Genomic DNA, 25,112 nt, shown 5'->3' on the forward strand with positions numbered 1-25,112 from the left:
GGTTCGGGGGCCGGGTGGGCGGCCAGCCAGCGGTCGATGGCGATCCGGGCCGCCGGCGTACGGGCGTGCTCGCGCCACTCGGGCGAGGGACCGGAGGCGCTGTCGGGGGACATCAGCAGATGGAGGGTGTCGCCGTCGCGCAGCACCGTGCCGAGGGCGGCCAGCCGGCCGTTGACCCGGGCGCCGATGCAGTGGTGCGCCCCGTCGCCGTACTGGGCGTAGGCCGCGTCGACGCAGCTGGAGCCCGCCGGGAGGCCGATGGTGCCGCCGTCGGCCCGGAAGACCGTCACCTCGCGGTCCTGGGCGAGCTCGTCGCGCAGGGAGGTCCAGAAGGTGTCGGGGTCGGGGGTGGCGCGCTGCCATTCCAGGAGGCGGGAGAGCCAGCCGGGACGGGTGGGGTCGACGCGTTCGCCGTCCGGCGCGTCGGGTGCGTCGGGTGCCGCGTAGGGGTTGCCGAGGGCGATGACGCCGGCCTCGGCGACCCGGTGCATCCGGTGGGTGCGGATGAGGACTTCGGCCGCCTGGCCGTCCTCGCCGGCGACGGCCGTGTGCAGCGACTGGTAGAGGTTGAACTTGGGGGCGGCGATGAAGTCCTTGAACTCCGAGATGAACGGGGTGAAGCAGGTGTGCAGCTCGCCCAGGACCGCGTAGCAGTCCGCGTCCTCGGCGACCAGGACGAGCAGTCTGCCGAGGTCGGAGCCGGTGAGCTCGCCGCGCTTGATCCGCACCCGGTGCACGGAGACGAAATGCCGGCGGCGGACGACGACATCGGCGGTGATGTCCGCCTCGCGCAGGACGGCGCGCACCCGTTTCGCGGTGGCCTCCAGGGGGTCGGGGCGGCCGGTGTGGGTGAGGACGAGGTCACGGGTGCGGGCGTACTCGTCGGGGTGGAGGATGGCGAAGACCAGGTCCTCCAGCTCGGTCTTGAGGGCCTGGACGCCCAGCCGCTCGGCGAGGGGGATCAGCACATCGCGGGTGACCTTGGCGATGCGCGCCTGTTTCTCGGGGCGCATGACGCCGAGGGTGCGCATGTTGTGAAGGCGGTCGGCGAGCTTGATGGACATGACCCGGACGTCGTTCCCGGTGGCCACGAGCATCTTGCGGAAGGTCTCGGGCTCGGCGGCGGCGCCGTAGTCGACCTTCTCCAGCTTGGTGACGCCGTCGACGAGGAAGCGCACCTCCTCGCCGAAGGCCTCCCCCACCTGATCGAGGGTCACCTCGGTGTCCTCGACCGTGTCGTGGAGGAGGGACGCGGTCAAGGTCGTGGTCTCGGCGCCCAGTTCGGCCAGGATCAGGGTGACGGCGAGGGGGTGGGTGATGTAGGGCTCGCCGCTCTTGCGGGTCTGGCCGCGGTGGGAGGACTCGGCGAGGACGTAGGCCCGGCTGAGGATGTCCAGGTCGGCGCCGGGGTGGTGGGCGCGGTGGACCTTGGCGACGTGGTCGATGGCATCGGGGAGCCGGCCGCGGGCGCCGGAGCCGCTGAGCGCCGCGCGTCCCAGCCGTCTCAGGTCGATGCGGCGGCCGCGCCTGCGGCCCGGAGCACCGGTGTTCGTGACCTCTGCGCCCATGGGCACCTCCGGCAGCGTCGACCGGCGGTCGGCTCACGCCTCCAGTACCGGTGCTTGATGCTACCGAGCCCATCACGCACCGCTCACCCGCTCTCGCCCAGAGTGAAACGGATCACCCATTCGAGGGAGTCGAGGCATGACACGGGCCGCGCGGCCAACGGTCGCGCGCCCGTGCGGGCGCCGGGCGGTGGCCGCGGGCGTCAGACGGTGACGGCGAAGCGGGAGGCCTCGAAGACGCCCTCCGCGACGATCACGGCGGGCCCGGTCATCTCGACGGTGCCGTCCGGGGTCTCGCTGATCACCAGGCGTCCGCCGGGGACGTCCACGGTGTAGGTGACGGGGTGGCCCAGGACGGCCGGGTCGGCGCCGTCGCGGCGGGCCGTCGCGACCATCACGGCGCAGGCGCCCGTGCCGCACGAGCGCGTCTCGCCCGAGCCCCGCTCGTGGACCCGCATGGCGACGTGGCGGGGGCCGCGGTCGACGACGAACTCCACGTTGACGCCGTCCGGGTAGGTGGCGGCCGGGGCGACGGCGGGGGCGGCGAACAGGTTCCCGGCGTCGGCGAGGTCGTCGACGAAGGAGACGGCGTGCGGGTTGCCCATGTTGACGTTGCGCGCGGGCCAGTCGTGCTCACCGACGGTGACGGTGACCTCGCCCTCGGGGAGCTCGGCCCGGCCCATGGCGACGGTGATCCCGCCGGGCTCGCCGTCGGGGCCCGGCTTGGCGATGTGGGCGTGGCGGACGCCGGCGCGGGTGGCGATCGCGAGGTCGCCCTCCTCCGCGAGACCCGCCGCCTGGAGGTAGCGCGCGAACACCCGGACGCCGTTGCCGCACATCTCGGCGACGCTGCCGTCGCTGTTGCGGTAGTCCATGAACCACTCGGCCTCGCCGGCCATCGCCCGCGCCTCGGGGTGCGCGGCGGAGCGGACGACCCGGAGCACGCCGTCCGCGCCTATGCCCGCACGCCGGTCGCACAGGAGCGCGACGGCGGCCGGGGACAGCTCCAGGCGCCCGTCGTGGTCGGGAATGATCACGAAGTCGTTCTCGGTGCCGTGACCCTTGAGGAAGGCGATCTGCGCGGTGCTCACGCTTCGATGGTACGGGGCCCCGCCCCGGCGCCTTCCGCCGGTCCCGGCGCCGGTCAGCGCAGTCGCGCCACGCGCAGGACGGCGAGCAGGACGACCACGGCGACGACGGCCGTGTACCCGGCCACGTACCGCCAGTCCGGGCGCCGCCCGGAACCGCGCGGCGGCAGTCCGGGCCAGGTGTAGCCCACGCGACGGGCCGCCATCACGCCCCACCCGGCGGCGCAGCAGCTAATGAGCAGGCCGAGCACGGCGACGAGGGGCCCGCCGTCGCCGAACTCGAAGGCGAGCGGGAAGGCGAACATCAGCGAGCCGACGGCGGCCAGCACGACGATGGGCGCGAGCTGCCACAGCCGCAGTCTGCGCGGCGGGCGCAGCTCGCGGAACGAGGCGGGCGCCGTCGCGTCCGCGGTCGTCCCCTCGGTGTCCTCGGGGCCGTCCGGGGTCAGCACGTCCGGCTCTCCCCCGGCCGCCGGGAGATCCTCCCAGGACTGCGGCTGATGCGGTCTGTCACGAGGGCCGGCCTCCATCGCCACGCGCCCTCCCAACTCGGACTCCACGGCTCGATCGAAGCTTGATGATGGCACGTCGGAAGCGCTCCCCAGGGCGCGCGGAGCGTCCCGATGCCATCACGTGATCAGGCTGTAATAGCCCGTTCGACCAACGCCAGCGCTCGCTCGGGCAGTTCCGCCCGCCGATCGGCGGCGCCGCTCAGCCAGTGGACGCGGGAATCCCGCCGGAACCACGAGTCCTGCCGGCGCGCGAAGCGCTTGGTGGCCCGGACGGTCTCGGCGCGGGCCTCGTCCTCGGTGCACTCCCCCGCCAGGAAGGCGAGCACCTGCTGATAGCCGAGGGCGCGGGAGGCCGTGCGTCCCTCGCGCAGGCCGTCGCGCTCCAGGGCGCGCACCTCGTCGACGAGCCCGGCCTCCCACATCCGGTCCACCCGGACGGTGATCCGCTCGTCCAGCTCGGGGCGCTCGACGTCCACGCCGATCTGCAGGGCGTCGTAGACGGGCTCCTCGCCGGGGAGGTTCGCCGTGAAGGGGCGGCCGGTGAGCTCGATGACCTCCAGGGCGCGCACGATGCGGCGGCCGTTGCCGGGCAGGATCGCGCGGGCGGCGGCCGGGTCGGCGGCGGCCAGCCGGGAGTGGAGCGCGCCCGGGCCGTGCTCCTCGAGCTCGGCCTCCAGCCGGGCCCGGACGGCCGGGTCGGTGCCGGGGAAATCCATGGCGTCGATGGTGCCCTTGACGTAGAGCCCGGAGCCCCCGACGAGGATCGGCGTGCGGCCCTCGGCGAGCAGCCGGTCGATCTCGGCCCGGGCCAGCCGCTGGTACTCGGCGACGCTCGCGGCCTCCTTGACGTCCCAGATGTCGAGCAGGTGGTGCGGCACGCCCTGCCGCTCCTCCATGGTCAGTTTGGCGGTGCCGATGTCCATGCCGCGGTAGAGCTGCATGGAGTCGGCGTTGACGACCTCGCCGCCCAGGTGCTGGGCGAGGGCGACGCCGAGATCGGACTTGCCTGCCGCCGTGGGACCGACGACGGCGATGACCCGGGGTGCGGGAGCTGCGTTTCTCACCGCTTCAGTCTCCCAAACCTCCGGAGCACCCCACGAACGAGCGACGTGACGCGACGCAGGCGGGTTCGTTGCCTGTTGCGAGGTTCCGAGAGCCGGTTCGCGGACCGGCGTGCGTGGGCGGCGCCATGGGACGCCCCTGACGACGCGGGATTTCGCTCACACCAGTAAGGTAATGGAGTAGATATGGGCGTGTTTGCAAGGCTTCTCGGCAGGTCGTCGTCGAAGTCCTCGGCGTCAACGGAAGAGGCCGCGGCTGCCACTCCGACGGCGGAATCCACCGACGCCGCCGGGACGGCCGAGGCGCAGCCGGAGGAGGCGGCCGAGGCCAAGGCCGAGGAGACCGCGGAGGAGACGGCCGAGGGAGTGGAGATCCCGAAGCAGCAGTCGGCGGAGAAGGCGGCCGACAGCGAGGCCGGTGAAGGCGCCCGCAAGTAGGTTCGGCGAGGAAAGACGAGGGGCGGTCACCATGGGCCTGATGGACAATCTCAAGGCCAAGCTCGGTCCGTTGAAGGACAAGGCCGGGGATCTCGCGCAGCAGCACGGGGACAAGATCGGGCAGGGTCTCGAAAAGGCCGCCAAGGTGGTCGACGAGAAGACCAAGGGCAAGTACAGCAGCCAGATCCAGGCCGGTACGGGCAAGGCCAAGGACGCCCTCGGCCGCCTGGCCGAGCAGGACGGCAAGCCCGGGGGCCCGGCCGGCGGCAAGGGCCCCGAGGCCTCCTGACCCTCGTCATCACCTCAGCCGGCGAAGGCCGTGGAGCGCGCTCCACGGCCTTCGCCGTGTGCACGCCCGTGACCGTGCGGGGCCCGGCGGGGCCCGGCCGGCGCGGCCACGGCCGGAGGGGTCACGACCAGGCGGCCACGAGGTAGCCCACGCCGTACGGGGCCTCGTCGTACAGCAGCGCCCCGCTCAGCCCCGCGCCCTCTCCCGCGCCCGCCAGGACCTGCCAGGGGGCGCGTCCGGCCGCCTGGAGCTCGCGGGCCAGCCCGGGGTCCAGGGCGGCCAGGGCGGCCGTGTCGGCGGCTCCCAGGGCCCGTGCCGCCTCCGCGTCGAAGGGCTCGGCCCGCTCGTCCAGATAGCCGGGCGCCTTGACCGTGCGGCAGGCGCTGCCGTCGCCCATCACCAGGAGGGCGGTCCGCCCGGCCGTGACGGCCAGCTCCCGGCCGGTCTCCAGGCACCGCTCGCGCTCCAGCGCCGCTCCGACGCCCAGGCCCTCGACCGGCGCGGCGGCCCACTCCGTACGCTCCAGCAGCCACGCGGCGACGGCCAGGGACTGCGGGAGCGCGCGCTCGGCGGCGGGATCCCCCGCGCCGAGCCGCACGTCGAGGTCCACGCCCAGGCCGCGGAAGGAGCCGGGGGAACCCTGCGGGTACGGGCCGTCAGCGGTGTGCGGGGCGGGGCCCACGACGACGAGCCGGTCGGGCCGGGCGGCCGCCAGCACGGCCACCGCGTCCAGGCAGGCGGCCCGCAGGCCGTCCAGCTCGGACGCGGCCCCGGCGGCCACGTCGGGGACCAGCAGGGGCGGGCAGGGGCATACGGCGGCGGCGACGAGCATGGCGGCACCCTAGCAATTCGGGATCACCGGTCGTCGGGCCTTGCCCCCATGACCGCTCAGTCGCAGCCGCAGCCCGGACCCGCTACGGGGGCCGCCGTCGGCGCGGGGGCGCCGATGCGCGGGAGGCCGAGCATCACGCCCTTGGGCTTCTCCGCCGGTGCGGCGTTGCGCTTCTCCCACGCGTCGCCCGCGCGCGTGCGGCGGACGGCCTTCGCCGGGCCCTCGGCGAGCAGGTGGTGCGGGGCGGCGTAGGTGATCTCGACGGTGACCACGTCGCCCGGGCGGACGTCCTCGTCCGGCTTGGTGAAGTGGACCAGCCGGTTGTCGGGGGCGCGGCCGGAGAGGCGCCGGGTGGCGTCGTCCTTGCGGCCCTCGCCCTCGGCGACCATGACCTCCAGGACCCGGCCGACCTGCTTCTTGTTCTCCTCCCAGGAGATCTCCTCCTGGAGGGCGACCAGACGCTCGTAGCGCGCCTGCACGACCTCCTTGGGGATCTGCCCGTCCATGGTCGCCGCCGGGGTGCCGGGGCGCTTGGAGTACTGGAAGGTGAAGGCGTTCGCGAAGCGGGCCTCGCGGACGACGTGCATGGTCTGCTCGAAGTCCTCCTCGGTCTCGCCGGGGAAGCCCACGATGATGTCAGTGGAGATGGCGGCGTCCGGCATGGCGGCGCGCACCTTCTCGATGATGCCCAGGAAGCGCTCCTGGCGGTACGAGCGGCGCATCGCCTTGAGGACCGTGTCCGAGCCGGACTGGAGCGGCATGTGCAGCTGGTGCATCACGTTCGGCGTCTCGGCCATCGCGGCGATCACGTCGTCGGTGAAGTCGCGCGGGTGGGGCGAGGTGAAGCGGACGCGCTCCAGGCCCTCGATCTGGCCGCAAGCGCGCAGCAGCTTGGAGAACGCCTCGCGGTCGCCCATGTCGGAGCCGTAGGCGTTGACGTTCTGGCCGAGGAGGGTGATCTCGCTGACGCCCTCGGCGACGAGCGCCTCGACCTCGGCGAGGATGTCGCCCGGGCGGCGGTCCTTCTCCTTGCCGCGCAGCGCGGGGACGATGCAGAAGGTGCAGGTGTTGTTGCAGCCGACGGAGATGGAGACCCAGGCCGCGTAGGCGCTCTCGCGGCGCGTCGGCAGCGTGGAGGGGAACGCCTCCAGCGACTCGGCGATCTCGACCTGCGCCTCTTCCTGGACGCGGGCGCGCTCCAGCAGCACCGGCAGCTTGCCGATGTTGTGCGTGCCGAAGACGACGTCGACCCAGGGGGCCCGGTTGACGATCGTGTCGCGGTCCTTCTGGGCGAGGCAGCCGCCGACGGCGATCTGCATGCCGGGCCGCTTCGTCTTCATCGGGGCCAGGCGGCCGAGATTGCCGTAGAGCTTGTTGTCGGCGTTCTCCCGCACCGCGCAGGTGTTGAAGACGACGACGTCGGCATCGCCCTCGGCGGTACCTTCGGGCGCGCGGACATAGCCCGCTTCCTCCAGGAGGCCGGACAGCCGCTCGGAGTCATGGACGTTCATCTGGCACCCGTAGGTACGGATCTCGTAGCTTCGAGTAACGCCCACGTTGTCCACTGCTCCGGTCCGGTCACTGCTGATGGTCATTCCTCCAGAGTAAGGGGGAGCGAGGAAAGGTCATCCCGAAGCCGGCGGGGTGCCCGGCCTGCCTGCACCCGTCGAAGACACAGCTAGGCCCCCACCGCAGCGGTGGGGGCCTAGCGTCCATCGTTAGGCAGCAGCGGCCTCAGAGAGGGCCATGGTCACCTCTGGCGCCTCCAGAGTCGGGGGCAGTTTCGGGAGCTCCCGGCCTTGGAGCCGCTTGGCAAGGTCTGGTCCAGGGCACATCAGGATCTGTAGCTCCGCCGTTCCCGAGGCGCCTCCTCGGCCAGTCACGGGGCGGTACGCGACGACTGTGAACGCTCCGTTGATCAGGAGTTTCCTTCGGGCATCCCAGTCCGACCGCTCCCACAGCTCTGCATAGGTCTCCCCTGTGCCCTCCCAGCGCCATTCGTCAGCTCGTTGAGGCAGCTTCGCCAGGGCCTTTCGTTTCTCCCGGAGTTTGGCCATCCGGGAGGCGTATATCGCCTCGTCCTCGTCGTCCCAGCCTTCCGCCTTGTCCTTCTCGTCAGTGAGCCGCTGTATCGCCTCACGTACCCGCGTGAGCTCAGCCGTGTGATCTTCACCGGGCACGAGGATTTTCCGCTCGACCTCGATGTCCCCGAGGATCGACGGGAACGTTACGTATGCCGATACCAGAGATTCAAGGAGGTGCGCGTCCAGCGCCGAGGCGTTGCAAACCTTCTTCTTATCGATCTTCCCGGGATTCCCACATCGATAGTAGCGGTAAAGCTTTGGCCCCTTGCTTAGCTTTCGAACGGCTCGCCAATGGTGGAGCTTGTGACCGCAATCGCAAAAGCCGACATCGAGCAACGGCGCTGCGTCTTTAGTGCGGGTGCGCGTGGACTGTTCGTCTACCAGTTTGATCCGGAGACGGCGCGCCTCGTCGTCAGTCACCATTGCGGGGCCAACGCGGATGGGCATCCCATCGTCTCCGCAGACAATCTCCCCGTCATGGGACATGTAGCCTTGCAATGTCGGGGACAAAAGGATATTGCGTACGGTTTCAACGCCCCATTTCGCACGCTTCCCCTTCCGCCTCTTCTTTCCTCCAATCGGTTTTCCATTACGAACTCGCTTGTGGTCGCTCGGCGCGAGGATGTCGCGGTCCTCATAGTCGAGACACACCGAGTTCATGCTGTCTCCGGGACCAAGCACCCGATCCACCAACTCTCGCGCCGTAGCGTAGGCGGTCTGAATTGCGCCGGGGAGCACATCGTCATCAAAATCGATCTGTAGGCCATCGACCTGCGGACAGTCGCACGCATGCCAGTCGCAGCCCTCAACATGACTGCGCGCAGGCACTGTCTTGTAGCCGTAGGACGGCTCCCCTCCACTCCAGCGGCCGAGACTGCGCTTCTCTGCGCGGCCGGCAAGCACGCGAAGCTTGATGGTGGAGGCTTCCAGCTCAGCGAAGACCACGATGATCTGGGCCAGCGCCACACCGATAGGCGTCTTGAGGTCGATCGGCTCGGTGGCACTGATCATGTTCTTATTGCGCCCGTCGGCCCGGCACCAACGGATCATGTCGGCGAAGTCGATCACCGAGCGGACGAAGCGGTCGAGGCGCCAGAACGCCAGGCCATCCCATTCATCAGGCCGTGCCAGCCACTTCGCCAACTCAGGGCGTTCAGCCGGACTGAGATCCGTCGCAGAGACGTCGAGGTCACTGGCCCAACCGACGATTTCAGCTCCTCGCAGGTCGGCAATGGCCTTGATGGCCCGCCGCTGTACCTGGGGTGACGTGGATTCGTCGGTCTCTTTGCTGAGCCGGATCACTCCGATCAGTCGCTGCTTGCCCATGACAAGGAACTCCTTAGCTCTTCGTTCTTGCACACCAAAGCCCGGGTGAAGCCCACTCCATCGCAAATGACTCACTTACGTCAACCCCGAGTCACCCAACCTGGGTCGACACCTCAGGGGCCCAGGCGTGAGGTAGGCTCCCCACATGCAGGCACAGGGGAACGGGCTGGAGATCGCTCAGACTGTTGGGGCGTGGACAGTCCGCGCGTATTGGCCAGAAGGCCCAGTAACTGGCGGCCCGCAGCGGCTCGTGATCGAGGCAACCGAGGGCGCCCCGGGCAGGGACGTCCGGCGCGGCATCTCCACCGCAGTACTCAGAGACTTTGACCTCGTCCGGGCTGTCGAGTCCGCGAAAGCCGCCGGGATCGGCACAGACGAGCAACAGCACGAGCTCGCCATCAAGCTGTCCAGCCTCGCGAACGCAGCCAAGGCACTATTCGCAGAGGGGGGCCTGTCTGAGAAGTACCTGGCAGCGCTCGCAGCCATGTACACAACCGTTGCCGACAGCGGCAGCAAGGCGCTTGTACCACTGCTTGCCGAACGGCTCGGCCGGCCGGAGCAAACAGTCAAGACTCACCTGAAACGATCCCGGCGGAACGGCCTCCTCACGGCTGTAGCAGGCAAGGCAGGTGGCGAGTTGACCGACAAGGCAGTCCAGATCATCGCGACCCTAGACCTCGACCAGCCGGAGGAAACCTCCTAGCCCCGGCCTACGAAGCGGTCCTTCTCCCTTCAGAACCGCTGCGAGTGATTCACTCTGCGTCTTCCACCATGACGATCTCGGAGGGGCGCATCTCCGATGCCCAGTAGTCCTCGGCCATGGCCAGAGCGAGGCTGTGGGGCACGCCGCCGGTGACGGCTGCCTGGTAGACGAGTCCGGTGACGCGGGTGACTGCGATGGCGTGGACGCCGCGCTTCTCCACCAGTCCGGCGTTCAGCTCTTCCTCAAGTCCGGCCACGATTTCGTCAAAGGGGCTGTTGTCAGTCATCGGTAGTCTCCTTTAGTGCTTGCTTGCTTCGAGGTCGAGAACGCTCCCCCATGACCGGCCACCGATTTCTGAGTCCACAGGGATCAAAAGGTCGTTGATGGTCGTCTCCATGATTCGGGCTGTCTTCTCCGCTAGTTCTGCCGCTTGGTCTGCGGGGAAACTGAATACGAGCTCATCATGGATGGGGACGCGAACGTATTTGGTGTATCTGGCTCGGTCGAGCTCGATGAGGGCGCGTGCAGTAATGTCACGACTGGTCGACTGGATAAAGTAATTGAGGGCGGCGTATATCCTGTTGCGGTCAACAGGAATCTTCCGGCCGGTCCCTGTGTAGATGCGTCCGGTGCGGCGGGCCTCGCGCTGGAGGCGTTCGGCGAATCGTTTTACGCCGGGGTAGGTTTCCCAGAACGCTTTGACTGCCTTCTTGGCCTCGGCTTCGGGCACGCCGTATTGCTCGACGATGGCCTTCCAGCCGCCACCGAAGCAGACGGTGAAGTTGGTGCCTTTCCCGGCCTTGCGGTCGACTCCGGCAGCGTCTGCTGTGATCTGGTGGAGGTCCAGGCCTTGGTGGAAGGCGTTCAACATGGTGGGGTCGCCGCTGAAGGCTGCCAGTACCCGGAGCTCCATGTTTCCGTAGTCGGAGCTGACGGTGACGTGGCCTGGCTCGGCGAGGAAGCAGTGTCGGACGTAGGAGTCGCCGGCCGGGAGGGTCTGGGCTGGGATCGCGCCTGAGATGGTCATGCGGGCGGTTCTGGCTTGGCAGCTGTTGATGCTGGCATGGACGCGGCCGTCCTGGTCCTGGCCTTCGAGGGCACGGTCAAACCATGTGGCCTTCCACTTGCCCGCTTTCTTGGCCTGGATGATGGCCTCGGTCAGTGGTATGCCGATCGAGGTCAGCACTTCGTCATCGACGGATATGTTCCCCTTCTTGGTCTTCTTTGTGAGCTTGATTCCGCGTTCCTGGAGTGCGGAGATGATCTGTGCGTTCGCGTTGATGTTGTCGACGCCTTCGCGGCGTGCGGCTGCTTCCCATTTCAGCTGCTGCTCGTGCAGCTCGTCAGACTTGGCCTGTGCGTATTCCTTGTCGAGTAGGTATCCGGCTCGTTCGATCTTCGCGGTGATGTGGGCGAGCCGGTGCTCCCACGGGACAAGCCCGCGTCTCCTGCTGCGATTTGGGACTTTCCGCCGGAGGATCTGGAAGAGGCGAACAGTCAAGATCGGGTCCATTCCGGCGTACAGGTTGTAGCCGTGGTGGTCGATCGGGACAGCTGACCAGACATGATCCTTTTTGACCTTGAGTTCCTTGGCGATTTCTGCCATGGAGCCCTTGACTTCTGCGGCGACGGTTTCGCATATGTAGTACTTCGTGAGCTCTTCGAGTTTGAGGCCCGGCCCGCTTTCCTTGACGGCCCGGGGGTCGACGAGGTGGGCGTACAGCTTGGTGTCCCAGCTCTTCGGCGCCAGTTCCTCCAGCGGAATGCCCAGGCAGTATTCGGCTACGTGCATGTCGAAGGTGCCGTTGTGAGCGACCAGCCGACGAGCGGTCTGGAGTGCCCATCGGGCTGCGGTCTCGAAGGCCGGTCCCCGTTCGACGGGGAGTACGTAGGAGTCGGTGGCGGTTCCGAACTGGGCCAGTCGGCAGCGGAATCCGCGGCCGGCGTTCCACCAGTCGAGCCCGGTGGTTTCCGTGTCCCAGCCCAATAGCTCCTGGTGCTCCTGGACAAAGTTCTCGAAGGCGGGCAGGTCTGCCTCGGTCTCCACTACGTGGATACGGACCTGCTGCCCGTTGATCGGGTGGGTGATGAGTCGCATGTACCTCCTGGGCGGGTGGTGGGCGGCGGCTGGCCGCCCCCCACCGTGTGGTCTCACATCGATTTTTTGAGTAAAAAAATGTGTCTAGTTGGCGCGGAAGGTGCCGTCCTTCTGGCGCCACAGGGGTGGGCACTGCTGGCTCTTGTCGAGTCCACGACCTCCGCAGAACTGGGCAGCCCAGCTGCCGCCGTCCTTGAAGGTGCGGGTGCCGTGGTCGCAGGTGTAGCCGCTGGCGTCTCCGCTGGGGCTGGCCGCGACGACCTTGCCGTTCTCGAAGCGCTTCGGGGCCGCTGCCGGGGCGCCCTTGTACTGGTCACGGGTGTACTGCGCGAACTTCGAGTGGAGGTCGATGAGCCCGGATTCCTTCATGGCGGTCAGCAGCTCGACGCCTCGGGTCGCGGCCTCGGCGGCCGTGTGGCCGTAGACGGCCGGGGTCATCCACTCGGCGCCGAAGTCTGCGCCGGCCTTGACCGTGAGGCCGATTTTGTAGGGAGCGGGCCCGGCAGCTACGGAAGTGGTCTGGGGGGCGGTGGTCATAGGCTTCTCCTCAGTAATGGCAGTGTGGTTGCTGGGTTCGTCCCACGGGGAGACGTCGGCGAACGGGTCATCAAGATCAACGGACATAAAGGGCTCCGGGGTGTCAGGCGGCGCGGGTGCGGAGGCTGCGGTTCATGTACTGGGCGAGGGTGACCACGGCGCGGCTGAGCGCCTGCCGGTCGGCTTGCTCCGTCACGGGCAGGCCGTAGACGAACCGGCGCATCAGGAGCTGCTGATACCGCCCGGACAGCTTCTTCAGGGACGCGGTGGCGTCGATTCGCGCGCTGACAAGGTTGTCGGTGACGCGGGCCTGGAGAAGGTCATCCTTCTTGCCCACCATCCGCGCGAGCTCTTCGTCCGTGTACAGGAAGGACTTGAGCGCTGCTTTGGCCTCGTCCGGGGTGTAGTAGTACTGATCGTCGATCAGGTCCCGGTAATTGCGCTCCCGGCTGGCGTACTGCGTTCCGGCCTTGGTGAATATCTTCCAGAGGAAGTCTTCGTGGTGGTAGTTGGCTTCGATCGCGGGCCGCTGCTCGTAGGCGTGAAGCAGGATCTCCTGCTTCACGTCGTCCTTCTCGACGACGCTCCACTTCTGCGCGATGGAGTACGCAACCTTGTCGGCGAGGCCGGAGAGGTACGACCAGTCGAGTTCGACGGTCTCAGGGGGCAATGCGTGTCTCCTTCGAGGTGATGAAGTGGCCCTTGTTGTTGCGCTTGATGGCCCCGTACCGCGTTCCGTCGACCACGAAGGAGCTGTCCCTTTCGACGTAGACGGGGACGGGTACGGCGGAGTGCTGGCTGACGATGAGCCGACCGAAGCCCTTTTGCCAGTTGGCGACGCCCCCGGCGAGGTACTGGGCCTTCGTCTCCGCCATGAGGTGCCCGACCTCGAAGCCGAACAGCGTGCGCCGATGCCTGCCAACGCCGACGGTTTCCGGGGAGACGGCCAGCTTGTGCGTGTGTCCCATGACGACGCTGCGGTCGAGCTTCCTCACCTTCGCCGCAGCGGTACGTCCCGGGATCTGATTCAGGCCCCGGAGTTCGTGCCCGTGCATGGCCACCCATCCGGGTGCCACCTCACTGAACGGCTGGAGGACTTCGATGCCCAGTTCCTCAAAGCCGAGGAGGACGTCCACGTCGAAGGCCCGGCTGTCGGCGAGGGCTGGGGCGTACTTGCGGAGATAGTCCCTCGGCCGCGCGTCGTGGTTGCCGACCACGAACTTGATGGGGCCGTCGTAGCCCTGGCGGAGGTCGGCCAGCAGTGCCTTGCCGCCTTCGGATTCGCGGAAGACGTCGGTCTCGAACTCGGCCCGGGTGTCCTTGGACCAGCGGCTTGGTGCCGGGTAGTCCATGAAGTCGCCGATGATCAGTACCTCGGCCGGCTGCGTCACGCTGATGTAGTGCCAGAGGTTCCGGACCGCTCGGGCATCGTGGAGGGGGTACTGGACGTCGGGGACGACCACGATTTCTCTAATGCTCACGCGGCCTCCCTCAAGCGCCGGATCCGAACTTCTATGTATTGCTTGATATTTTCCAGGTGCTCAATTGTTGCGTCGATGTCGATACTTTCTCTCTGTTCCTGGCCGGTCACTGCATATCTCATGACGGACTGCGCTGCGGCAGTGTCGATCCCGTGCGGGAATCCTGGGGATTCGGCAAGATGGCGCCTTCCTGGGTTCTCTTCGGCGTGGGCCATCTCGTGGTCCGCAAAGCACATCAGCCCGCTGCTTGGGAATTTCACTTCGTTCGGGTAGGGAGCGGCTGTGTGAATGGCATGGACGATTCCCACCTTGCCGTGGAACAGCGAGGCCGCTCCTTGTCCTGGCACTCCTGTGATGACGACCTTGTCACCGGCCTTGAACGTTTGTGTCACTAAACTCCCAGCTTTGTGCGGTAGGCCTCATGCCCGAATTCGAGGATGAAGCTGTTGACGTCGTACCGGTCTCCGAGGTCGATGGGGACGGCATTTGGGAGGCGTTCACAGTTCTTTTCGTTGAACTGGCGCCCTGCGTGGTCCCCGTCGCCGAGTGAGAAGACGGTCCTGAAGCCTGCGAAGGCTGGGGTGAAGTGGTCTCGCCAGCTGGAAACGCCCGGGACGGCGGCGGCTGGAACTCCGGCGACTTCGGACGCCATGGCGTCGAGCTCCCCTTCAGACAGTCCCACGTGAGGACTGGGGTGAATCAGTACACGCGTGTTGAACAGGTGCGGGGGGTGTCCGGGGATCCCGAGGTATTTGGGGTGGCCTTCATGGTTCTCTTCGTGGGGGGAGCGGTAGGAGCCGTCCGCGTTCTTGACGCAGGCGTCTGCGATGCACCGGAAGCGGATGGTGGTGACGGCGTTGTCTCCGCCGGCCGGTCTCAGGTAGGGGATTGCGAGTCGGCCCCGGTACTGGTCATGCCCGGTGATCGGCTCGGAAACGAAGCCGAGTTTGAACTTGTCCGCCGCCGTCCCCAAACCGCGGTTGACTATATAGAGTTCGGCCGGGCTCTGTTCGTACCCGCTGTGATACCGCTTGGCCGCTATCACCAAATCGGCTTTCGGCGAGGCGGGTCGCTTCAACGAACTTCACCCCCTCTTCTTTCTGGATGACGTCGATCGAGTCCAGGGACAGATCACAGGCAAAGCAGTGGACTCGGTTCTTCTCGAAGTTGATGGATGCGGACGGGGTTCTCTCGTCGTGGAACGGGCACAGGCATTTCGTCCACCCGGGGCGGTGCGTGGGTGGCTGCCATTGGGGGTGGTAGTGGGCCAGGACGGCGACGATGGGGGGTTTGTGCGGTGTCCTCACGACGGGCCTCCGGTCTCACGTCGACTTTTCGGGTATGGGTAGGGCGGGTGCTCTAGTTCGGCCTCTTGTCTTGGTGGTAGCGGGGGCCGAGGTGCTTCTGCGCGGGCGGGTTTTCGAGGTAGGCGGCTGCGGCGCGGAGGATGTCCGGGCGGTCTCTGGATGCCGTCAGGAGCCGCCCGTTGCACATGCGGCACAGCAGCCCCCGCACGAGTCCTGTCGTGTGGCAGTGGTCGACGGACAGGCGCTGTCGCCGGGTTCCGCCGCAGATGGCGCAGCGGCCTTCCTGGAGCTGGAAGAGCTGGGTGTACTCGCCGGGCAGGAGCCCGTAGGTTGCCTGTATGCGGGCTTCGTGACGGGCTTCGCTCCGGCCCTTCTTCCGGCATGTCGTGCAGATGCGTCCACGCGGCGACGTGAAGAATCTTTCCGCCCGCCGGCGCTGGCACCTGGCGCACGGCCGCGTGGCCGACCGGCGGGCCGTCACCCGGTTGCGGCGATCGTGCGCTCCAGGCGGAGCATGCGGCCCGTCTCGGCGGCGTCTGCGGCCAGGCGGCGCAGGGTGTCTGTGCCGAGGGTCTGGACCTGCCGCCCGGTGCGGCCTTGCAGGGCGACAACCGCGGTCGTCTGGCGGTAGCGAGCCAGCTCGTGCGCGAGCCGGGCAGGTCGCAGTTGGCGGGCGTCACCGAACTCGACGACCAGGGCAATCGGTTCGGTCAGTGCGCCGCGATCTGCTGCCAGCTCGGGGAAGCGGTCGCGGGTGTCGTCAGTCAGCTCGACGGTTATCCGGTATCCCTCGCTATTGACTCGGGATTCCCTCACAATTTCCTCCCTGATCATACATGCTGTGCGGTCTCACGTCGATTTTTTATGAAAATTAAAAGGCGGTTGCGTAGTCGTCGGCATCGGTCAGGCGGATGTTCCGGGTGTTGAACGCGAACGAGGCGTAGGTCTCTCCGCTGGAGTCTTCGAAGCCCTCGCGGTTCTTTACCGGGCTGATGTGGAGTGTGCGGCCTTCCATCCCGTCAACTTCCTTGTGGATGGTGAGGATCAGGGACGGGACACGGGATATCTTCCCCTTGATGCCGGACTGCGGGATGGGCTTGAGGCCGTCGGAGTATTCCCCGACCACGTGATGCATGGCCATCACGTGGGCGTGCGTCTCGCGCGCCATCTCGGAGAGGTAGTCGCAGAGGCCTTCAAGGCCGAAGGTGTACGACTCTGCCGAGTCGCTGCCGCCCACGTCCACGTTCGTAATGTTGTCGATGACGACAAGGTGCGGGTAGATGCCGAACAGCTCTTTGTAGCTGGCGAGGAGCAGTTCCAGGCTTGCGGGTGTCGGCCGCGCGCTGTAGTCGAAGCGCTGCCACCACCGCTTGGTCAGAACGGCCTCATACCTGTCGAACTCGTCCGCGTGCAGTCTGGCCTTGATTTCCCTGACGTCGTCGCCGGTGAGGATGGCCGTCGCCCGGACGAGCTGAGTCGCTGCCGTGGAGTCCGCCGAGAAGTACAAGGTGGGAACGTTGCTCTGGAGGGCCAGGTTGAGAGCCACCACGGACTTTCCGGTTCCTCCGCCCGCGGCGATGATGGACAGCTCCCCGCGCCGGAACTCCGCTTCGAGCTTGGCCAGCCCCTTGAAGGGTGAGGGGATGGGTTCGCCGGCGGCCCCCTTGGCGTCTACGGACTGGCTGAGCGAGTACATCAGGCGCCGACCTTCCGGACGATGGTCTCGAATCCCTTGCTGGTGATGCGGCCCTGGACCGGGCGTGCGCCATACTTCGCCTCGACGACGCGGTTTGCCATCCACCCGCCTTCGCGGGCCTTCGCGGTCGCGGCGGTGCCCAGCTTCTCCATCCACTCCCATTCACGGAGAAGGGCAGTGAACCGGCGCTCGCGCATGTCCAGGAGCCGGGCGACGTCACGGCACGATGCCGTGTCCGCGGTGTCCGCGAATTCCTGGAAAGCCTGCGCCAGGGGCGAAAGCTCCTCCACCTTGGCTTCTGCTTCCTCGACTCGCTTGGTGAGTTCGGCCATGCGCATCAGGCCGGCGGCCGGGTCGGCGACGAGCTGCTGCATCGCGGCCTGGATGGCGTCACCACCCTGGTACCCGCCGGTCTTGCGGATGGACGGCAGGACTTCGTGGGTGATCCAGCGCTTAAACTGCTTGGCCTCGGGCTTGCGGCTACGCAGGATCATCGAATAGAGGCCGGGCTCGTTGATTACGTTGGTTTCGAGGCGGCGGCCGGACCCGTCATTAGTAGTGACGGGTACCCGGCGGACCTCATCCTCGTCCAGGTAGGAAACAACCTGGCGGATGTTCTTAACCGCAAGCACCCGCGCCACGTCAGCGGCGACGAACCACGGATCGCCGTCCTGGTCCCGGGTAGTGCGGATCTCGAAGTCGTGGCCGTCGTTGCGGCGGAAGAAGTGACTGAACATGCGGTCTCACATCTACTTTCCAGTCAAAAAGAGTCCCGCACCAGGCGGGTGTCGAACTTGCATCAGACGTGGTCTCACGTCGATTTTTACATCAAAAAAAATAGTCCCGCACCGGGCGGGCGTCCGACGTTATGTCAGATGTGGTCTCACATCAACTCTTTATGTGTACGCGCATGCGTGGGACACGTCACAGAATCGGCATTGGAAGCCCGGCTTGGCAGGGAAGTCGCCGCGGCGGACGCCTGCGTCCATGGCAGCGAACCGTTCGCCGACTTCTTCGGCGGTGACCTGGTTCAGCTGCACGGGTCGTGAGAGGTTGCCGTTCTTGGCGAGGTACCAGTCCCCGCGCGCCACGGGCACGTCGTAGGCCTGCTCGACGGCGACCTTGTAGGTCTCCAGCTGGAAATGGCTTTTCGTGGTGCCGGTCTTGAGGTCGCGGATCCTGAGCGTGTGGTCGGGCTCGACGGTGACTTGGTCGATGAAGCCGCGCACGCGCACGCCGCCGAGCTCGACCAGGAATTCGAGCTCAAGGGCCGGCTGGCCGCTGGGCGTTGTCCAGATTTCCGGCTGCTGTTCTTGGGTCCAGGCGACATAGCGGGCTGTCTGTTCCTGTCCCATGCGGTAGCGGCGTTCGATGTCCTCGCCCGGGGTGACTCCGGCGGCAAGCCACCGGTCCGTGTTGGGCTCCTCCTCCAGTGAGGTGTTCACCGCGGCGCTGTAGAGCTCGGAGAAGAGTGCCACGGCTTCTTCCGCTGTCATGGTGCGGCCGGAGCGCTCGACGGCTTCGGCCGCCGCGTGGAACGCCGTGCCGTGGTGCGACCATGCGGCCGGGCGCGGCGTGACGCGCTCGACGCGCTGAAGGTAGTAGCGCCACGCGCACTTCTCGTACTGCTCGGTCTGGGAGACCGAGCGCGGCTGGGTCTCGATGCTCATCGCGTGACCTCGGGGTGGATGACGTACAAGGTGCTCTCCTTGCTGCCGGGGAACCGGCGGTTGGGGCGCGGCATGCGCAGGATCTCGATCACGCAGTCACGCCAGCGCGGCAGGCCTTCCTTCTTGAAGGCCTGGTCGACGCCCTTTTCGCAGGAGGGCGTGGCCTGGTCGGTGACGACGAGGTGGTAGTAACTCAGGCCTTTTCCCGCGAGCTTGCACACCATGGCGCCGACACCGATCAGGACGTAGGCCGGCGTGTGGGTGAACGGGGTGTCTTCGACGGCGCGGGCGAGACTCTTGATCACTTGCGGCGAGGCCGAGGCCATGGTGCAGGCCAGGGTCATGCAGGAGTCTCCTCATCGGGTGCCCCGGCCCGCTGGATGCGGTCCAAGGCGGTCTCACGGCGACTTTTCGGGGAAAGAAAGGCCCGGTGCCACCGTCGGCACCGGGCTTGAGGTGTGAAGGGGTCAGTGGCCCATGCCCACGCCGCCGTCGACGGGGATAACTGCTCCGGTGACATAGGTGGCCTCCGCTCCGGCGAGAAAGAGCACGGCTGCGGCGATTTCCTCGGGGCGGCCCATGCGGCCGAGGGGGATCTGCCCGGTCATGACGGCCTTGCGCTCCTCGGTCAGTGCCGCGGACATGTCAGTGTCGACCAAGCCCGGCGCCACCACGTTGCACGTGATGTTGCGGGAGCCGAGCTCACGGGCGAGGGAGCGGGAGAACCCGATCAGGCCCGCCTTGGAAGCGGCGTAATTGGACTGCCCGGCTTCGCCGAGCATGGCCACGGCCGAGGCTATGAAGACCATCCGGCCCGAGCGGGCGCGCAGCATGCCCTTGGAGGCGCGCTTGGCGACCCGGTAGGCGCTGGTGAGGTTGGTGTTCACCACGTCGGTGAAGTCGTCTTCCGACATGCGCAGCAGGAGCTGATCGCGGGTGATCCCGGCGTTGGCCACCAGGACCTCGACGGGGCCGTGGGCCGCCTCGATCTCCTTGTATGCCTGCTCGACCTGTTCGGGGTTGGTGATGTCGCACTTGACGGCGAGACAGCCCAGCTCCAGGAGCTCGGCCGGGGGCTCACCGGTGCGGTAGGTGAAGGCCACCTTCTCGCCAACCTCGGCGAAGGCACGGGCAACGGCCAGACCAATACCTCGGTTACCACCGGTGACGAAGACGCTGCGGCTCATAGGGGGACCTCTCGGGTGGGGGGCGCAGGCGGACGGCTACGAATCAGACCGCCCGGTTTGCTCGTGGGCACTACTTTGCCTCGTCTCGGCGCACCCCTTGCACCCGTTTTCATTCAGGCGATCGGAACCGACACTGTGACTTTCGGTACCGGATGACCGGATTCCGGTGCCAAGAAGTGGATCTTTGTCCACTTTTAGACACTTTGCGAAGTGGTGACATGTGCGTGAATGTCGCCTGGAGGACGGTACGGTTACCGCCAGACACCTGGTTTTTTTGCCATTCATTTACTTAAAGGTGGTGGGTACCTCCTTGTCCGACCTCATGCGATTTGCGCTCCTCCTGCGCGACCTCCGGGCCTCCTGCGATCCGCTGGCGATACCCGGACTTGCCGCCAGAACCAACCGGAACACCCGGTTCGACGGCATTACACAGAGAGACCTCGGCGCCCTGACGGGCGTCTCGGAGGGCTGGGTCCGGCAGCTCGAATCCGGGCGTCACGCCCCCTCGGCCGACTGGATCGAGACAGTGGTCCGCGCCCTGGTCCTCGATGAGGGCCAGCGGCACAGCCTCTACGTCTACGGCCTCGGGCACGAGCCGCCCCGCCGGTGCCGCCCGGACGCCAGCATCCTCGACCCCAAGACCGAGGAACTGGTCCAGCAACAGCAGTGGACCGCCTACGTCTCGGATTTCGCCTGGGACGTCGTGACACACAACGCAGCCGCCGGCCGCGAGTGGCCGTGGATGCGCCACGGCATCAACGTCATGGTCTGGGCCCTGACCTACCCGGAAGCCCGCATACAGCTGATCGACTGGGAACAGTCCTGGGCCAAGCCCATGGCCGCCCAGCTGCGCATGAGGGCCGAGGCCAACCCGGACCACCAGCGCCTGGCCGAGGTCGTCGCGGAGATCAAGCAGCGCGACCCGGGCCATGCCCGCCGCATCCTGGAGGAAGACCTCACCACGGTCCACCACCCCGACGGCCACCGCCGCTTGGCCTACCTCCCCGGCCAGGGTGACCAGGTCTTCGAGACCACATTCCTGTGCTTCACGCCCATGGCCGATCAGTCCTTGCGACACATGATCGTCCCGGCAACACCCGTCGACAACACCCCGGTTGCTGCCTGACCTGCCACAGACAGAAACAGCCCGGCACGCCCCTCAAGGGCATGCCGGGCTGTCTTCACTACCGGACCCCGAACGACTCTCAGGCGGCCGGACCGCCCTGGGTCTCCTCGGGCAGCTCCATGGCGCGCTGAAGATCCACCTGATCCGGCAACGCCTGATTTTCAGGCCAGCGCAGGACCCGCCGGCCGTCCGACGGCAGCCGGGGCACATACTCCCAGCCGCCTTCCTTCTCGGTGTTGTAGTGGATGACCTTGTTCTCCCGCACCAGGCGGCGGATCAGCCGGCCCGCCTTCATCCGCTCAGTGGCACTGATGGTCTCGTCGCCGAGCCGGAGCCGCAGGTAGACCTTCAGGTAACGGATGGGGTAGGCGTTGTGGTGCGTCTCTCCGCCGTCCCTGTCGACCTTCACGTCCCAGATGGTTGCCAAAAGCGCGTTCACCCGCGCGTGAACGGGCCTGCGCCGCAGGTTCAGCAGCACCAGACGACTGTTCACGGACCCCGGGCGCGCACCGTACTGCTGCGCGATCTCGGCATCGCTCAGGCCTAGGTGGTACAGCTTCGCCAGCACGGCGTCAGAGGGCAGCTTGGCCATGAGCAGGGACCTTCCGGGACGGGTCGGCTGTGAAGGGACCACCCGCTGGAGGGCTGCCACAGAACAGCGGCCGACGGTACCAGCGACGCGGTCTCACATCAACTTTCAACTTTACCGATTGGTAGGTTGGTTTGTGGCCTACGTCTCATTTCTGGAGTTGAGGCTGATCTTAGGACTCGGTAACGCCTACATACTTAGTGAGAAAAGATCCAAGAGAGAAAATAAATTTCCTTCCTGTAGACCTCCTGAAAATTAATTCTCAGTTGAGATCCGAGAAGGACACAGGCCCCGGCTGCCAGATCAGCAACCAGCCGGGGCCCACATCCGAACCGCCCCGGCTGATCCCCGGGGTGGCCCAAGGGCGGGTAGCTCCCGTCTGGAGTCGCAGTGTCCGGTGTGCACGCGCGTCTCAGAAAACCCCTCTCTGGGGTGAGTACCGGACGGAAGAGCGGGTTCGAATCCCGCCGACTCACCACGTCACGGAAGGAAGCCACGATGCCCCGAGCGAAATCGATCTGCATGTCCGTGGGCTGCACTTCCGTGACGGTCCGCGCCGGCCGGTGCGAGAGACACGCACCGCCCAAGCGGACCTGGCGGCCCTCCGCGAGGAACCGCAACCGCCCCGGTGACTTCCACAAGCGCCGGGCCGCTGTCCTCGCGCGCGACCGGTTCACCTGCCAACGCTGTGGCTCCCGTAGCGACTTGGAAGTGGACCACCGGGTACCCGTCGCCCAGAGTGGCACTTGGGAGCTGGCCAACCTGTGGGTGCTCTGCCAGCAGTGCCACTACCAGAAGACGTACTTCGAGGACCGGGCATAGCAGGGGCCCCGCCCGAAATGGCGGGGCCTCTACCGTCCTCCGAGATTGTGCCTCAGAGGCGTATGGCGGTTCCGGCCGTAATCCCTTTTCCGCGAACGGTTGGGTCCGGAACCTCGGTCAGTCACTCCCTTTCGGACTGCCCAGTAGAACTCTACCGTTCAAGCGCTTCTCCGGCGCCGCTTTTCCGATCGTCACCCTGCCCATGAACCGACTCGAACAGGGGGGTGCTCTGATGCCGTCTCGCCGAGGGCCCGCCCCGAGCCCAAACGCTCGGCGTCGGAACACCAATCACGCCCTGGGTGAGCACGAGCTGACGCCCACGGCCGGCGAAGGCCGCGCCCTCCCCAAATCCCTGGGCATCCAGACCGGCGGCGCCAAGCGCTTCTGGAAGACGTGGTCCAGCGCCCCGCAGACACAGCATTGGCTTGAGACGGACTGGGCCGAGCTGGAGATCACCACGCGCCTCGTCGACGCCTTCTATCAGGGCGAGACGCGGCTTGCTGGTGAGATCCGGCAGCGGGTTGGCCGGTGGGGTGCGACGACGGAGGACCGGGCCCGGCTCCGGATGAACTTTGACCAGCAGGCCCAGGAAGAGGCCGCCCAGGCCGCCAAGGAGGCGGCGACGACGGACATGGACGAAGAGCTCTTCCGGATGCTCTCCGAATCCTAGACTTTCCGGCTCACGCAAGGATCAGAGAATCACGGTGGGCGACACCCATTCCTTCCCGGCGATGTCGTCGGAGACGGACGACACGGCCTGAACGCCGTCGCCATTGGGACCGGAGCGCGTGGCGTTGAAGCAGACGGATCGGCCTACGGGACGCTCCTCGATGAAGCATTCCCTGCTCGGCAGCGTCTCACTGCCGGCCTCCCAGGTTCTCGTCGAGGCCATGACGGTGGTCGCCGAGGTGAGGCTGATGATCGTGGCTCCCTGGTAGTTCGTGCCGCTCACCACGATGCACGACTGGGCCTGGAAGCCCGGCCGGATGGTGACGGTGGAACCACAGTGCCAGTTGGAGGTCGTCCCGGTGTACGGGTTCCACGGGCCGTCGACGGCACCGGCCGGGGTCGCCATGAACAGAACGGTGGCCGATGCGGTGGCGAGCACGGCAGCAAAAATCTTCCTCACGTCGCCTCCTGGCGTGTCAAAGGTCTGGCATGTGCTCTTCAGTCATGCCGGACGCAGCGTAGGTAGAGCGCCGCTTGCGGCGGTAGAGAACCTGAGGACGATGGCTGATTTTGCAACTGCGGCCCCCACCTCGGCAGTCCGGCCCGTGCACCCAAACTCACCCGGCCGGGACCAGGACAGCCACCCGGCTCCAAGAACCGGCACCCCGCCACCCGCTACGACGTGGGCAAGACCGTCAAACACCCCGAGATACTCGTCGCTCTGCGTGACAGCCGACGATAAGGAACAAGTTAGAAAGGACATGCCACGACTACCTGGACGGTTGCCGGTACGCGGTGCGACGTGTCGGGCGAGGCCGACGCCCTCGCGGTCTTCCCGGGCAGCCACGCCCCTGATCTCCTCGGCGGCACCAACGAGACCACCGGATGGGTGCGCGTGGTCGAGGCCTGTGACGCAAGCGAAGCCGCGTGCGTTGCCGAGTTCCAAGCCGAAGCCTTTGGCGACGATACCGAGTAGCCCGAAGGGGGTGAGGGGTTGCCCCTGACGGGAAACACGCCGCCTGGCGTCCCCCACCCTTCGCGGAGCCTCGGGTACGGCATCATCCGGTGGTGCCAGAAGTACATCGTCCAGCCCGACGGCGAGAACGCCGGCCAGCCGTGGCAATTTTCCCCGGAACAGCTCCGGTTCGTCTTGTGGGCGTACAGCATCGACGAGAACGGGAAGTGGCTGTACCGGTCCGCCGCGCTTCGCCGCGCGAAGGGCTGGGGCAAGACCCCACTGCTCGCCGCCCTGGCGATCGTCGAGTTCATCGGCCCCGCCCGCTTCAGCCACTTCGATGAGAACGGGCTACCGGTCGGCAAGCGTGTTCCGCTGCCTCTGGTGCAGATCGCCGCAACCTCCCTCGACCAAACGGCTAACACGCGTGACATGATCCGCGGCATGCTGGCCGAGTCCCCGGCCGAGAAGGAATACAACCTCGACATCGGCAAGGGCCTCATCCAGTTCAAGGACGGCCGCCCCGGCCGGATCGAGCCTGTGACCTCGTCCTCTCGTGGTCTTGAGGGGGCGAGGCCCACCTTTGCCCGGCCCCGGCAGGAACGATCCTGCCGGGGCCGGCGGAGTGCCGCTTACAACAGCTAACAGAATGAGATCTGTTGACGCTGGTTGCCGTGTCTGACGGGCGGGTTGAGCGTTGTCCGGCTCGTGGGGGCATCGCCGTGGATCGTGTCGGATGAGTTGTGGGAGCGGATCGGGCCGCTGCTGCCGTGCAGCGAGCGCCGGTTTCGGTATCCGGGCCGCAAGCGGTTGCCGGACCGGGAGGTGCTGTGCGGGATCTTGTACGTGCTGCATACCGGGATCCAGTGGGAGTACCTGCCGCAGGAGCTCGGCTTCGGCTCGGGCATGACGTGCTGGCGGCGGCTGCGGGACTGGAACGAGAGCGGGGTGTGGCAGCGGCTGCACGAGGTGCTGCTGGCGGAGCTGAACGCGGCGGCGAGGCTGGACTGGTCCCGATGCGTGGTCGACTCCAGCCAGGTCAGGGCCCTAAAAGGGGGCTCGCGACGGGCCCGTCGC

Annotated in this window: 33 protein-coding genes, 1 tRNA gene and 1 pseudogene; 11 read left to right on the forward strand and 24 right to left on the reverse strand. The window is 67.0% G+C overall.

The window, feature by feature from the left end; all coding sequences use genetic code 11:
• The 4 genes from K6I33_RS09960 to miaA form a co-directional block, all read right to left on the reverse strand.
• The coding region (locus K6I33_RS09960; protein ID WP_229350027.1) for a bifunctional (p)ppGpp synthetase/guanosine-3',5'-bis(diphosphate) 3'-pyrophosphohydrolase at window positions 1-1,568 on the reverse strand (1,568 nt) is incomplete at its 3' end.
• Between the two features lie 200 nt (window positions 1,569-1,768).
• Window positions 1,769-2,656 (reverse strand): diaminopimelate epimerase, encoded by an 888-nt coding sequence (dapF, locus tag K6I33_RS09965; protein WP_229350029.1) that lies wholly within the window; start codon window positions 2,654-2,656, stop codon window positions 1,769-1,771.
• A gap of 53 nt (window positions 2,657-2,709) precedes the next feature.
• On the reverse strand, window positions 2,710-3,183 hold the full coding sequence (locus K6I33_RS09970; RefSeq protein WP_229350092.1) for a hypothetical protein: 474 nt from the start codon (window positions 3,181-3,183) through the stop codon (window positions 2,710-2,712).
• Between the two features lie 107 nt (window positions 3,184-3,290).
• Window positions 3,291-4,229: a tRNA (adenosine(37)-N6)-dimethylallyltransferase MiaA gene (miaA, locus tag K6I33_RS09975; RefSeq protein WP_229350031.1), complete on the reverse strand. Its 939-nt coding sequence runs from the start codon at window positions 4,227-4,229 to the stop codon at window positions 3,291-3,293.
• Window positions 4,230-4,412: 183 nt separating this feature from the next.
• Between miaA and K6I33_RS09980 the strand changes: the two genes are divergently transcribed.
• The gene (locus K6I33_RS09980) at window positions 4,413-4,664 is read left to right on the forward strand and encodes a hypothetical protein (RefSeq protein ID WP_229350033.1); all 252 of its coding nucleotides are present in this window, start codon (window positions 4,413-4,415) and stop codon (window positions 4,662-4,664) included.
• Between the two features lie 31 nt (window positions 4,665-4,695).
• A complete protein-coding gene (locus K6I33_RS09985; RefSeq protein ID WP_229350035.1) occupies window positions 4,696-4,953 on the forward strand; it encodes an antitoxin in 258 nt (85 codons plus the stop codon).
• Between the two features lie 121 nt (window positions 4,954-5,074).
• On the opposite strand, the gene K6I33_RS09990 is transcribed toward K6I33_RS09985, so the two are convergent.
• The 3 genes from K6I33_RS09990 to K6I33_RS10000 form a co-directional block, all read right to left on the reverse strand.
• Window positions 5,075-5,785, reverse strand: coding sequence for a class III extradiol dioxygenase subunit B-like domain-containing protein (locus tag K6I33_RS09990; protein ID WP_229350037.1), 711 nt, complete (start codon window positions 5,783-5,785; stop codon window positions 5,075-5,077).
• Between the two features lie 56 nt (window positions 5,786-5,841).
• The gene (gene miaB, locus K6I33_RS09995) at window positions 5,842-7,380 is read right to left on the reverse strand and encodes a tRNA (N6-isopentenyl adenosine(37)-C2)-methylthiotransferase MiaB (protein WP_229350039.1); all 1,539 of its coding nucleotides are present in this window, start codon (window positions 7,378-7,380) and stop codon (window positions 5,842-5,844) included.
• A gap of 123 nt (window positions 7,381-7,503) precedes the next feature.
• Window positions 7,504-9,195, reverse strand: coding sequence for a recombinase family protein (locus tag K6I33_RS10000; protein ID WP_229350041.1), 1,692 nt, complete (start codon window positions 9,193-9,195; stop codon window positions 7,504-7,506).
• A 250-nt stretch (window positions 9,196-9,445) separates the two neighbouring features.
• Between K6I33_RS10000 and K6I33_RS10005 the strand changes: the two genes are divergently transcribed.
• Window positions 9,446-9,898: a hypothetical protein gene (locus K6I33_RS10005; protein ID WP_229350043.1), complete on the forward strand. Its 453-nt coding sequence runs from the start codon at window positions 9,446-9,448 to the stop codon at window positions 9,896-9,898.
• A 49-nt stretch (window positions 9,899-9,947) separates the two neighbouring features.
• Here K6I33_RS10005 and K6I33_RS10010 read toward each other — a convergent pair whose 3' ends face one another.
• The 15 genes from K6I33_RS10010 to K6I33_RS10075 all read right to left on the reverse strand — a co-directional run bounded on the left by K6I33_RS10010 (window position 9,948) and on the right by K6I33_RS10075 (window position 19,874).
• Window positions 9,948-10,184: a hypothetical protein gene (locus tag K6I33_RS10010; protein WP_229350045.1), complete on the reverse strand. Its 237-nt coding sequence runs from the start codon at window positions 10,182-10,184 to the stop codon at window positions 9,948-9,950.
• Window positions 10,185-10,196: 12 nt separating this feature from the next.
• Window positions 10,197-11,996, reverse strand: a complete 1,800-nt coding sequence (locus K6I33_RS10015; protein ID WP_229350047.1) for a DNA polymerase — start codon at window positions 11,994-11,996, stop codon at window positions 10,197-10,199.
• 84 nt (window positions 11,997-12,080) lie between these two features.
• Window positions 12,081-12,533 carry a hypothetical protein gene (locus K6I33_RS10020; protein ID WP_229350049.1) on the reverse strand — a complete coding sequence of 151 codons (453 nt, stop codon included), beginning with the start codon at window positions 12,531-12,533 and terminating at the stop codon, window positions 12,081-12,083.
• 103 nt (window positions 12,534-12,636) lie between these two features.
• Window positions 12,637-13,203: a hypothetical protein gene (locus K6I33_RS10025; RefSeq protein WP_229350051.1), complete on the reverse strand. Its 567-nt coding sequence runs from the start codon at window positions 13,201-13,203 to the stop codon at window positions 12,637-12,639.
• Window positions 13,193-14,014: a metallophosphoesterase gene (locus K6I33_RS10030; protein ID WP_229350053.1), complete on the reverse strand. Its 822-nt coding sequence runs from the start codon at window positions 14,012-14,014 to the stop codon at window positions 13,193-13,195. Before K6I33_RS10030 ends, K6I33_RS10025 begins: the two co-directional genes overlap by 11 nt.
• Window positions 14,011-14,406 (reverse strand): hypothetical protein, encoded by a 396-nt coding sequence (locus tag K6I33_RS10035; RefSeq protein ID WP_229350055.1) that lies wholly within the window; start codon window positions 14,404-14,406, stop codon window positions 14,011-14,013. Before K6I33_RS10035 ends, K6I33_RS10030 begins: the two co-directional genes overlap by 4 nt.
• Window positions 14,406-15,002 (reverse strand): toprim domain-containing protein, encoded by a 597-nt coding sequence (locus K6I33_RS10040; protein ID WP_374283973.1) that lies wholly within the window; start codon window positions 15,000-15,002, stop codon window positions 14,406-14,408. The genes K6I33_RS10035 and K6I33_RS10040 overlap by 1 nt, the downstream gene beginning before the upstream one ends.
• Window positions 14,926-15,321: a CHC2 zinc finger domain-containing protein gene (locus K6I33_RS36575; protein WP_374283965.1), complete on the reverse strand. Its 396-nt coding sequence runs from the start codon at window positions 15,319-15,321 to the stop codon at window positions 14,926-14,928. Before K6I33_RS36575 ends, K6I33_RS10040 begins: the two co-directional genes overlap by 77 nt.
• Window positions 15,322-15,373: 52 nt before the next feature.
• On the reverse strand, window positions 15,374-15,802 hold the full coding sequence (locus K6I33_RS35740) for an endonuclease VII domain-containing protein (protein ID WP_229350059.1): 429 nt from the start codon (window positions 15,800-15,802) through the stop codon (window positions 15,374-15,376).
• Window positions 15,799-16,155, reverse strand: a complete 357-nt coding sequence (locus K6I33_RS10050) for a hypothetical protein (RefSeq protein ID WP_229350061.1) — start codon at window positions 16,153-16,155, stop codon at window positions 15,799-15,801. The genes K6I33_RS35740 and K6I33_RS10050 overlap by 4 nt, the downstream gene beginning before the upstream one ends.
• A gap of 37 nt (window positions 16,156-16,192) precedes the next feature.
• The gene (locus K6I33_RS10055) at window positions 16,193-17,017 is read right to left on the reverse strand and encodes an AAA family ATPase (RefSeq protein WP_229350063.1); all 825 of its coding nucleotides are present in this window, start codon (window positions 17,015-17,017) and stop codon (window positions 16,193-16,195) included.
• Window positions 17,017-17,754, reverse strand: coding sequence for a BRO family protein (locus K6I33_RS10060; RefSeq protein WP_229350065.1), 738 nt, complete (start codon window positions 17,752-17,754; stop codon window positions 17,017-17,019). Before K6I33_RS10060 ends, K6I33_RS10055 begins: the two co-directional genes overlap by 1 nt.
• Window positions 17,755-17,913: 159 nt before the next feature.
• Window positions 17,914-18,687 carry a PD-(D/E)XK nuclease family protein gene (locus K6I33_RS10065; RefSeq protein WP_229350067.1) on the reverse strand — a complete coding sequence of 258 codons (774 nt, stop codon included), beginning with the start codon at window positions 18,685-18,687 and terminating at the stop codon, window positions 17,914-17,916.
• Entirely contained in the window at window positions 18,684-19,031 is a 348-nt protein-coding gene (locus tag K6I33_RS10070; protein WP_229350069.1) for a hypothetical protein, read from the reverse strand. The genes K6I33_RS10065 and K6I33_RS10070 overlap by 4 nt, the downstream gene beginning before the upstream one ends.
• Before the next feature lie 123 nt (window positions 19,032-19,154).
• Complete coding sequence (locus K6I33_RS10075) at window positions 19,155-19,874, reverse strand: beta-ketoacyl-ACP reductase (protein WP_229350071.1); 720 nt, start codon at window positions 19,872-19,874, stop codon at window positions 19,155-19,157.
• A 322-nt stretch (window positions 19,875-20,196) separates the two neighbouring features.
• Here K6I33_RS10075 and K6I33_RS10080 point away from each other — a divergent pair, with 322 nt between their 5' ends.
• Window positions 20,197-21,000 carry a helix-turn-helix domain-containing protein gene (locus tag K6I33_RS10080; protein WP_229350073.1) on the forward strand — a complete coding sequence of 268 codons (804 nt, stop codon included), beginning with the start codon at window positions 20,197-20,199 and terminating at the stop codon, window positions 20,998-21,000.
• 79 nt (window positions 21,001-21,079) lie between these two features.
• Here the strand turns inward: K6I33_RS10080 and K6I33_RS10085 are convergent, their stop codons facing one another.
• Window positions 21,080-21,592 carry a hypothetical protein gene (locus tag K6I33_RS10085; RefSeq protein WP_229350076.1) on the reverse strand — a complete coding sequence of 171 codons (513 nt, stop codon included), beginning with the start codon at window positions 21,590-21,592 and terminating at the stop codon, window positions 21,080-21,082.
• A 379-nt stretch (window positions 21,593-21,971) separates the two neighbouring features.
• On the opposite strand from K6I33_RS10085, the gene K6I33_RS10090 reads away from it, so the two are divergent.
• The 3 genes from K6I33_RS10090 (at window position 21,972) to K6I33_RS10100 (ending at window position 23,081) form a co-directional block, all read left to right on the forward strand.
• A tRNA-OTHER gene (locus K6I33_RS10090) sits at window positions 21,972-22,067 on the forward strand.
• A 44-nt stretch (window positions 22,068-22,111) separates the two neighbouring features.
• Complete coding sequence (locus K6I33_RS35990; RefSeq protein WP_275126672.1) at window positions 22,112-22,411, forward strand: HNH endonuclease; 300 nt, start codon at window positions 22,112-22,114, stop codon at window positions 22,409-22,411.
• A gap of 202 nt (window positions 22,412-22,613) precedes the next feature.
• Window positions 22,614-23,081, forward strand: a complete 468-nt coding sequence (locus K6I33_RS10100) for a hypothetical protein (RefSeq protein ID WP_229350077.1) — start codon at window positions 22,614-22,616, stop codon at window positions 23,079-23,081.
• Window positions 23,082-23,102: 21 nt separating this feature from the next.
• Here the strand turns inward: K6I33_RS10100 and K6I33_RS10105 are convergent, their stop codons facing one another.
• The gene (locus tag K6I33_RS10105; protein ID WP_229350079.1) at window positions 23,103-23,540 is read right to left on the reverse strand and encodes a hypothetical protein; all 438 of its coding nucleotides are present in this window, start codon (window positions 23,538-23,540) and stop codon (window positions 23,103-23,105) included.
• A gap of 108 nt (window positions 23,541-23,648) precedes the next feature.
• Here K6I33_RS10105 and K6I33_RS10110 point away from each other — a divergent pair.
• The 4 genes and pseudogenes from K6I33_RS10110 to K6I33_RS10125 form a co-directional block, all read left to right on the forward strand.
• Window positions 23,649-23,822: pseudogene (locus K6I33_RS10110) on the forward strand (transposase); the annotation flags it as partial.
• Window positions 23,823-23,882: 60 nt separating this feature from the next.
• Window positions 23,883-24,056, forward strand: coding sequence for a hypothetical protein (locus tag K6I33_RS10115; protein ID WP_229350088.1), 174 nt, complete (start codon window positions 23,883-23,885; stop codon window positions 24,054-24,056).
• Between the two features lie 18 nt (window positions 24,057-24,074).
• Window positions 24,075-24,680 (forward strand): hypothetical protein, encoded by a 606-nt coding sequence (locus K6I33_RS10120; RefSeq protein ID WP_229350090.1) that lies wholly within the window; start codon window positions 24,075-24,077, stop codon window positions 24,678-24,680.
• 63 nt (window positions 24,681-24,743) lie between these two features.
• The coding region (locus K6I33_RS10125) for a transposase (protein WP_229350096.1) at window positions 24,744-25,112 on the forward strand (369 nt) is incomplete at its 3' end.

It is taken from the genome of Streptomyces sp. UNOB3_S3, assembly GCF_020740895.1.
Lineage (GTDB): Bacteria > Actinomycetota > Actinomycetes > Streptomycetales > Streptomycetaceae > Streptomyces.

Bases quoted from the DNA above. Each gene is read 5' to 3' on its own strand.
- K6I33_RS10020 (WP_229350049.1), bottom strand. From the start codon at position 12,533: ATGACCACCGCCCCCCAGACCACTTCCGTAGCTGCCGGGCCCGCTCCC.
- K6I33_RS10080 (WP_229350073.1), top strand. From the start codon at position 20,197: ATGCGATTTGCGCTCCTCCTGCGCGACCTCCGGGCCTCCTGCGATCCG.
- K6I33_RS10015 (WP_229350047.1), bottom strand. From the start codon at position 11,996: ATGCGACTCATCACCCACCCGATCAACGGGCAGCAGGTCCGTATCCAC.
- K6I33_RS10050 (WP_229350061.1), bottom strand. From the start codon at position 16,155: ATGATCAGGGAGGAAATTGTGAGGGAATCCCGAGTCAATAGCGAGGGA.
- K6I33_RS09990 (WP_229350037.1), bottom strand. From the start codon at position 5,785: ATGCTCGTCGCCGCCGCCGTATGCCCCTGCCCGCCCCTGCTGGTCCCC.
- K6I33_RS09980 (WP_229350033.1), top strand. From the start codon at position 4,413: ATGGGCGTGTTTGCAAGGCTTCTCGGCAGGTCGTCGTCGAAGTCCTCG.
- K6I33_RS10060 (WP_229350065.1), bottom strand. From the start codon at position 17,754: ATGTTCAGTCACTTCTTCCGCCGCAACGACGGCCACGACTTCGAGATC.
- K6I33_RS09985 (WP_229350035.1), top strand. From the start codon at position 4,696: ATGGGCCTGATGGACAATCTCAAGGCCAAGCTCGGTCCGTTGAAGGAC.
- K6I33_RS09970 (WP_229350092.1), bottom strand. From the start codon at position 3,183: ATGGAGGCCGGCCCTCGTGACAGACCGCATCAGCCGCAGTCCTGGGAG.
- K6I33_RS10100 (WP_229350077.1), top strand. From the start codon at position 22,614: ATGAACCGACTCGAACAGGGGGGTGCTCTGATGCCGTCTCGCCGAGGG.
- K6I33_RS35990 (WP_275126672.1), top strand. From the start codon at position 22,112: ATGTCCGTGGGCTGCACTTCCGTGACGGTCCGCGCCGGCCGGTGCGAG.
- K6I33_RS10065 (WP_229350067.1), bottom strand. From the start codon at position 18,687: ATGAGCATCGAGACCCAGCCGCGCTCGGTCTCCCAGACCGAGCAGTAC.
- K6I33_RS10085 (WP_229350076.1), bottom strand. From the start codon at position 21,592: ATGGCCAAGCTGCCCTCTGACGCCGTGCTGGCGAAGCTGTACCACCTA.
- K6I33_RS10000 (WP_229350041.1), bottom strand. From the start codon at position 9,195: ATGGGCAAGCAGCGACTGATCGGAGTGATCCGGCTCAGCAAAGAGACC.
- K6I33_RS10075 (WP_229350071.1), bottom strand. From the start codon at position 19,874: ATGAGCCGCAGCGTCTTCGTCACCGGTGGTAACCGAGGTATTGGTCTG.
- K6I33_RS10055 (WP_229350063.1), bottom strand. From the start codon at position 17,017: ATGTACTCGCTCAGCCAGTCCGTAGACGCCAAGGGGGCCGCCGGCGAA.
- K6I33_RS10070 (WP_229350069.1), bottom strand. From the start codon at position 19,031: ATGACCCTGGCCTGCACCATGGCCTCGGCCTCGCCGCAAGTGATCAAG.
- K6I33_RS10010 (WP_229350045.1), bottom strand. From the start codon at position 10,184: ATGACTGACAACAGCCCCTTTGACGAAATCGTGGCCGGACTTGAGGAA.
- miaB (WP_229350039.1), bottom strand. From the start codon at position 7,380: ATGACCATCAGCAGTGACCGGACCGGAGCAGTGGACAACGTGGGCGTT.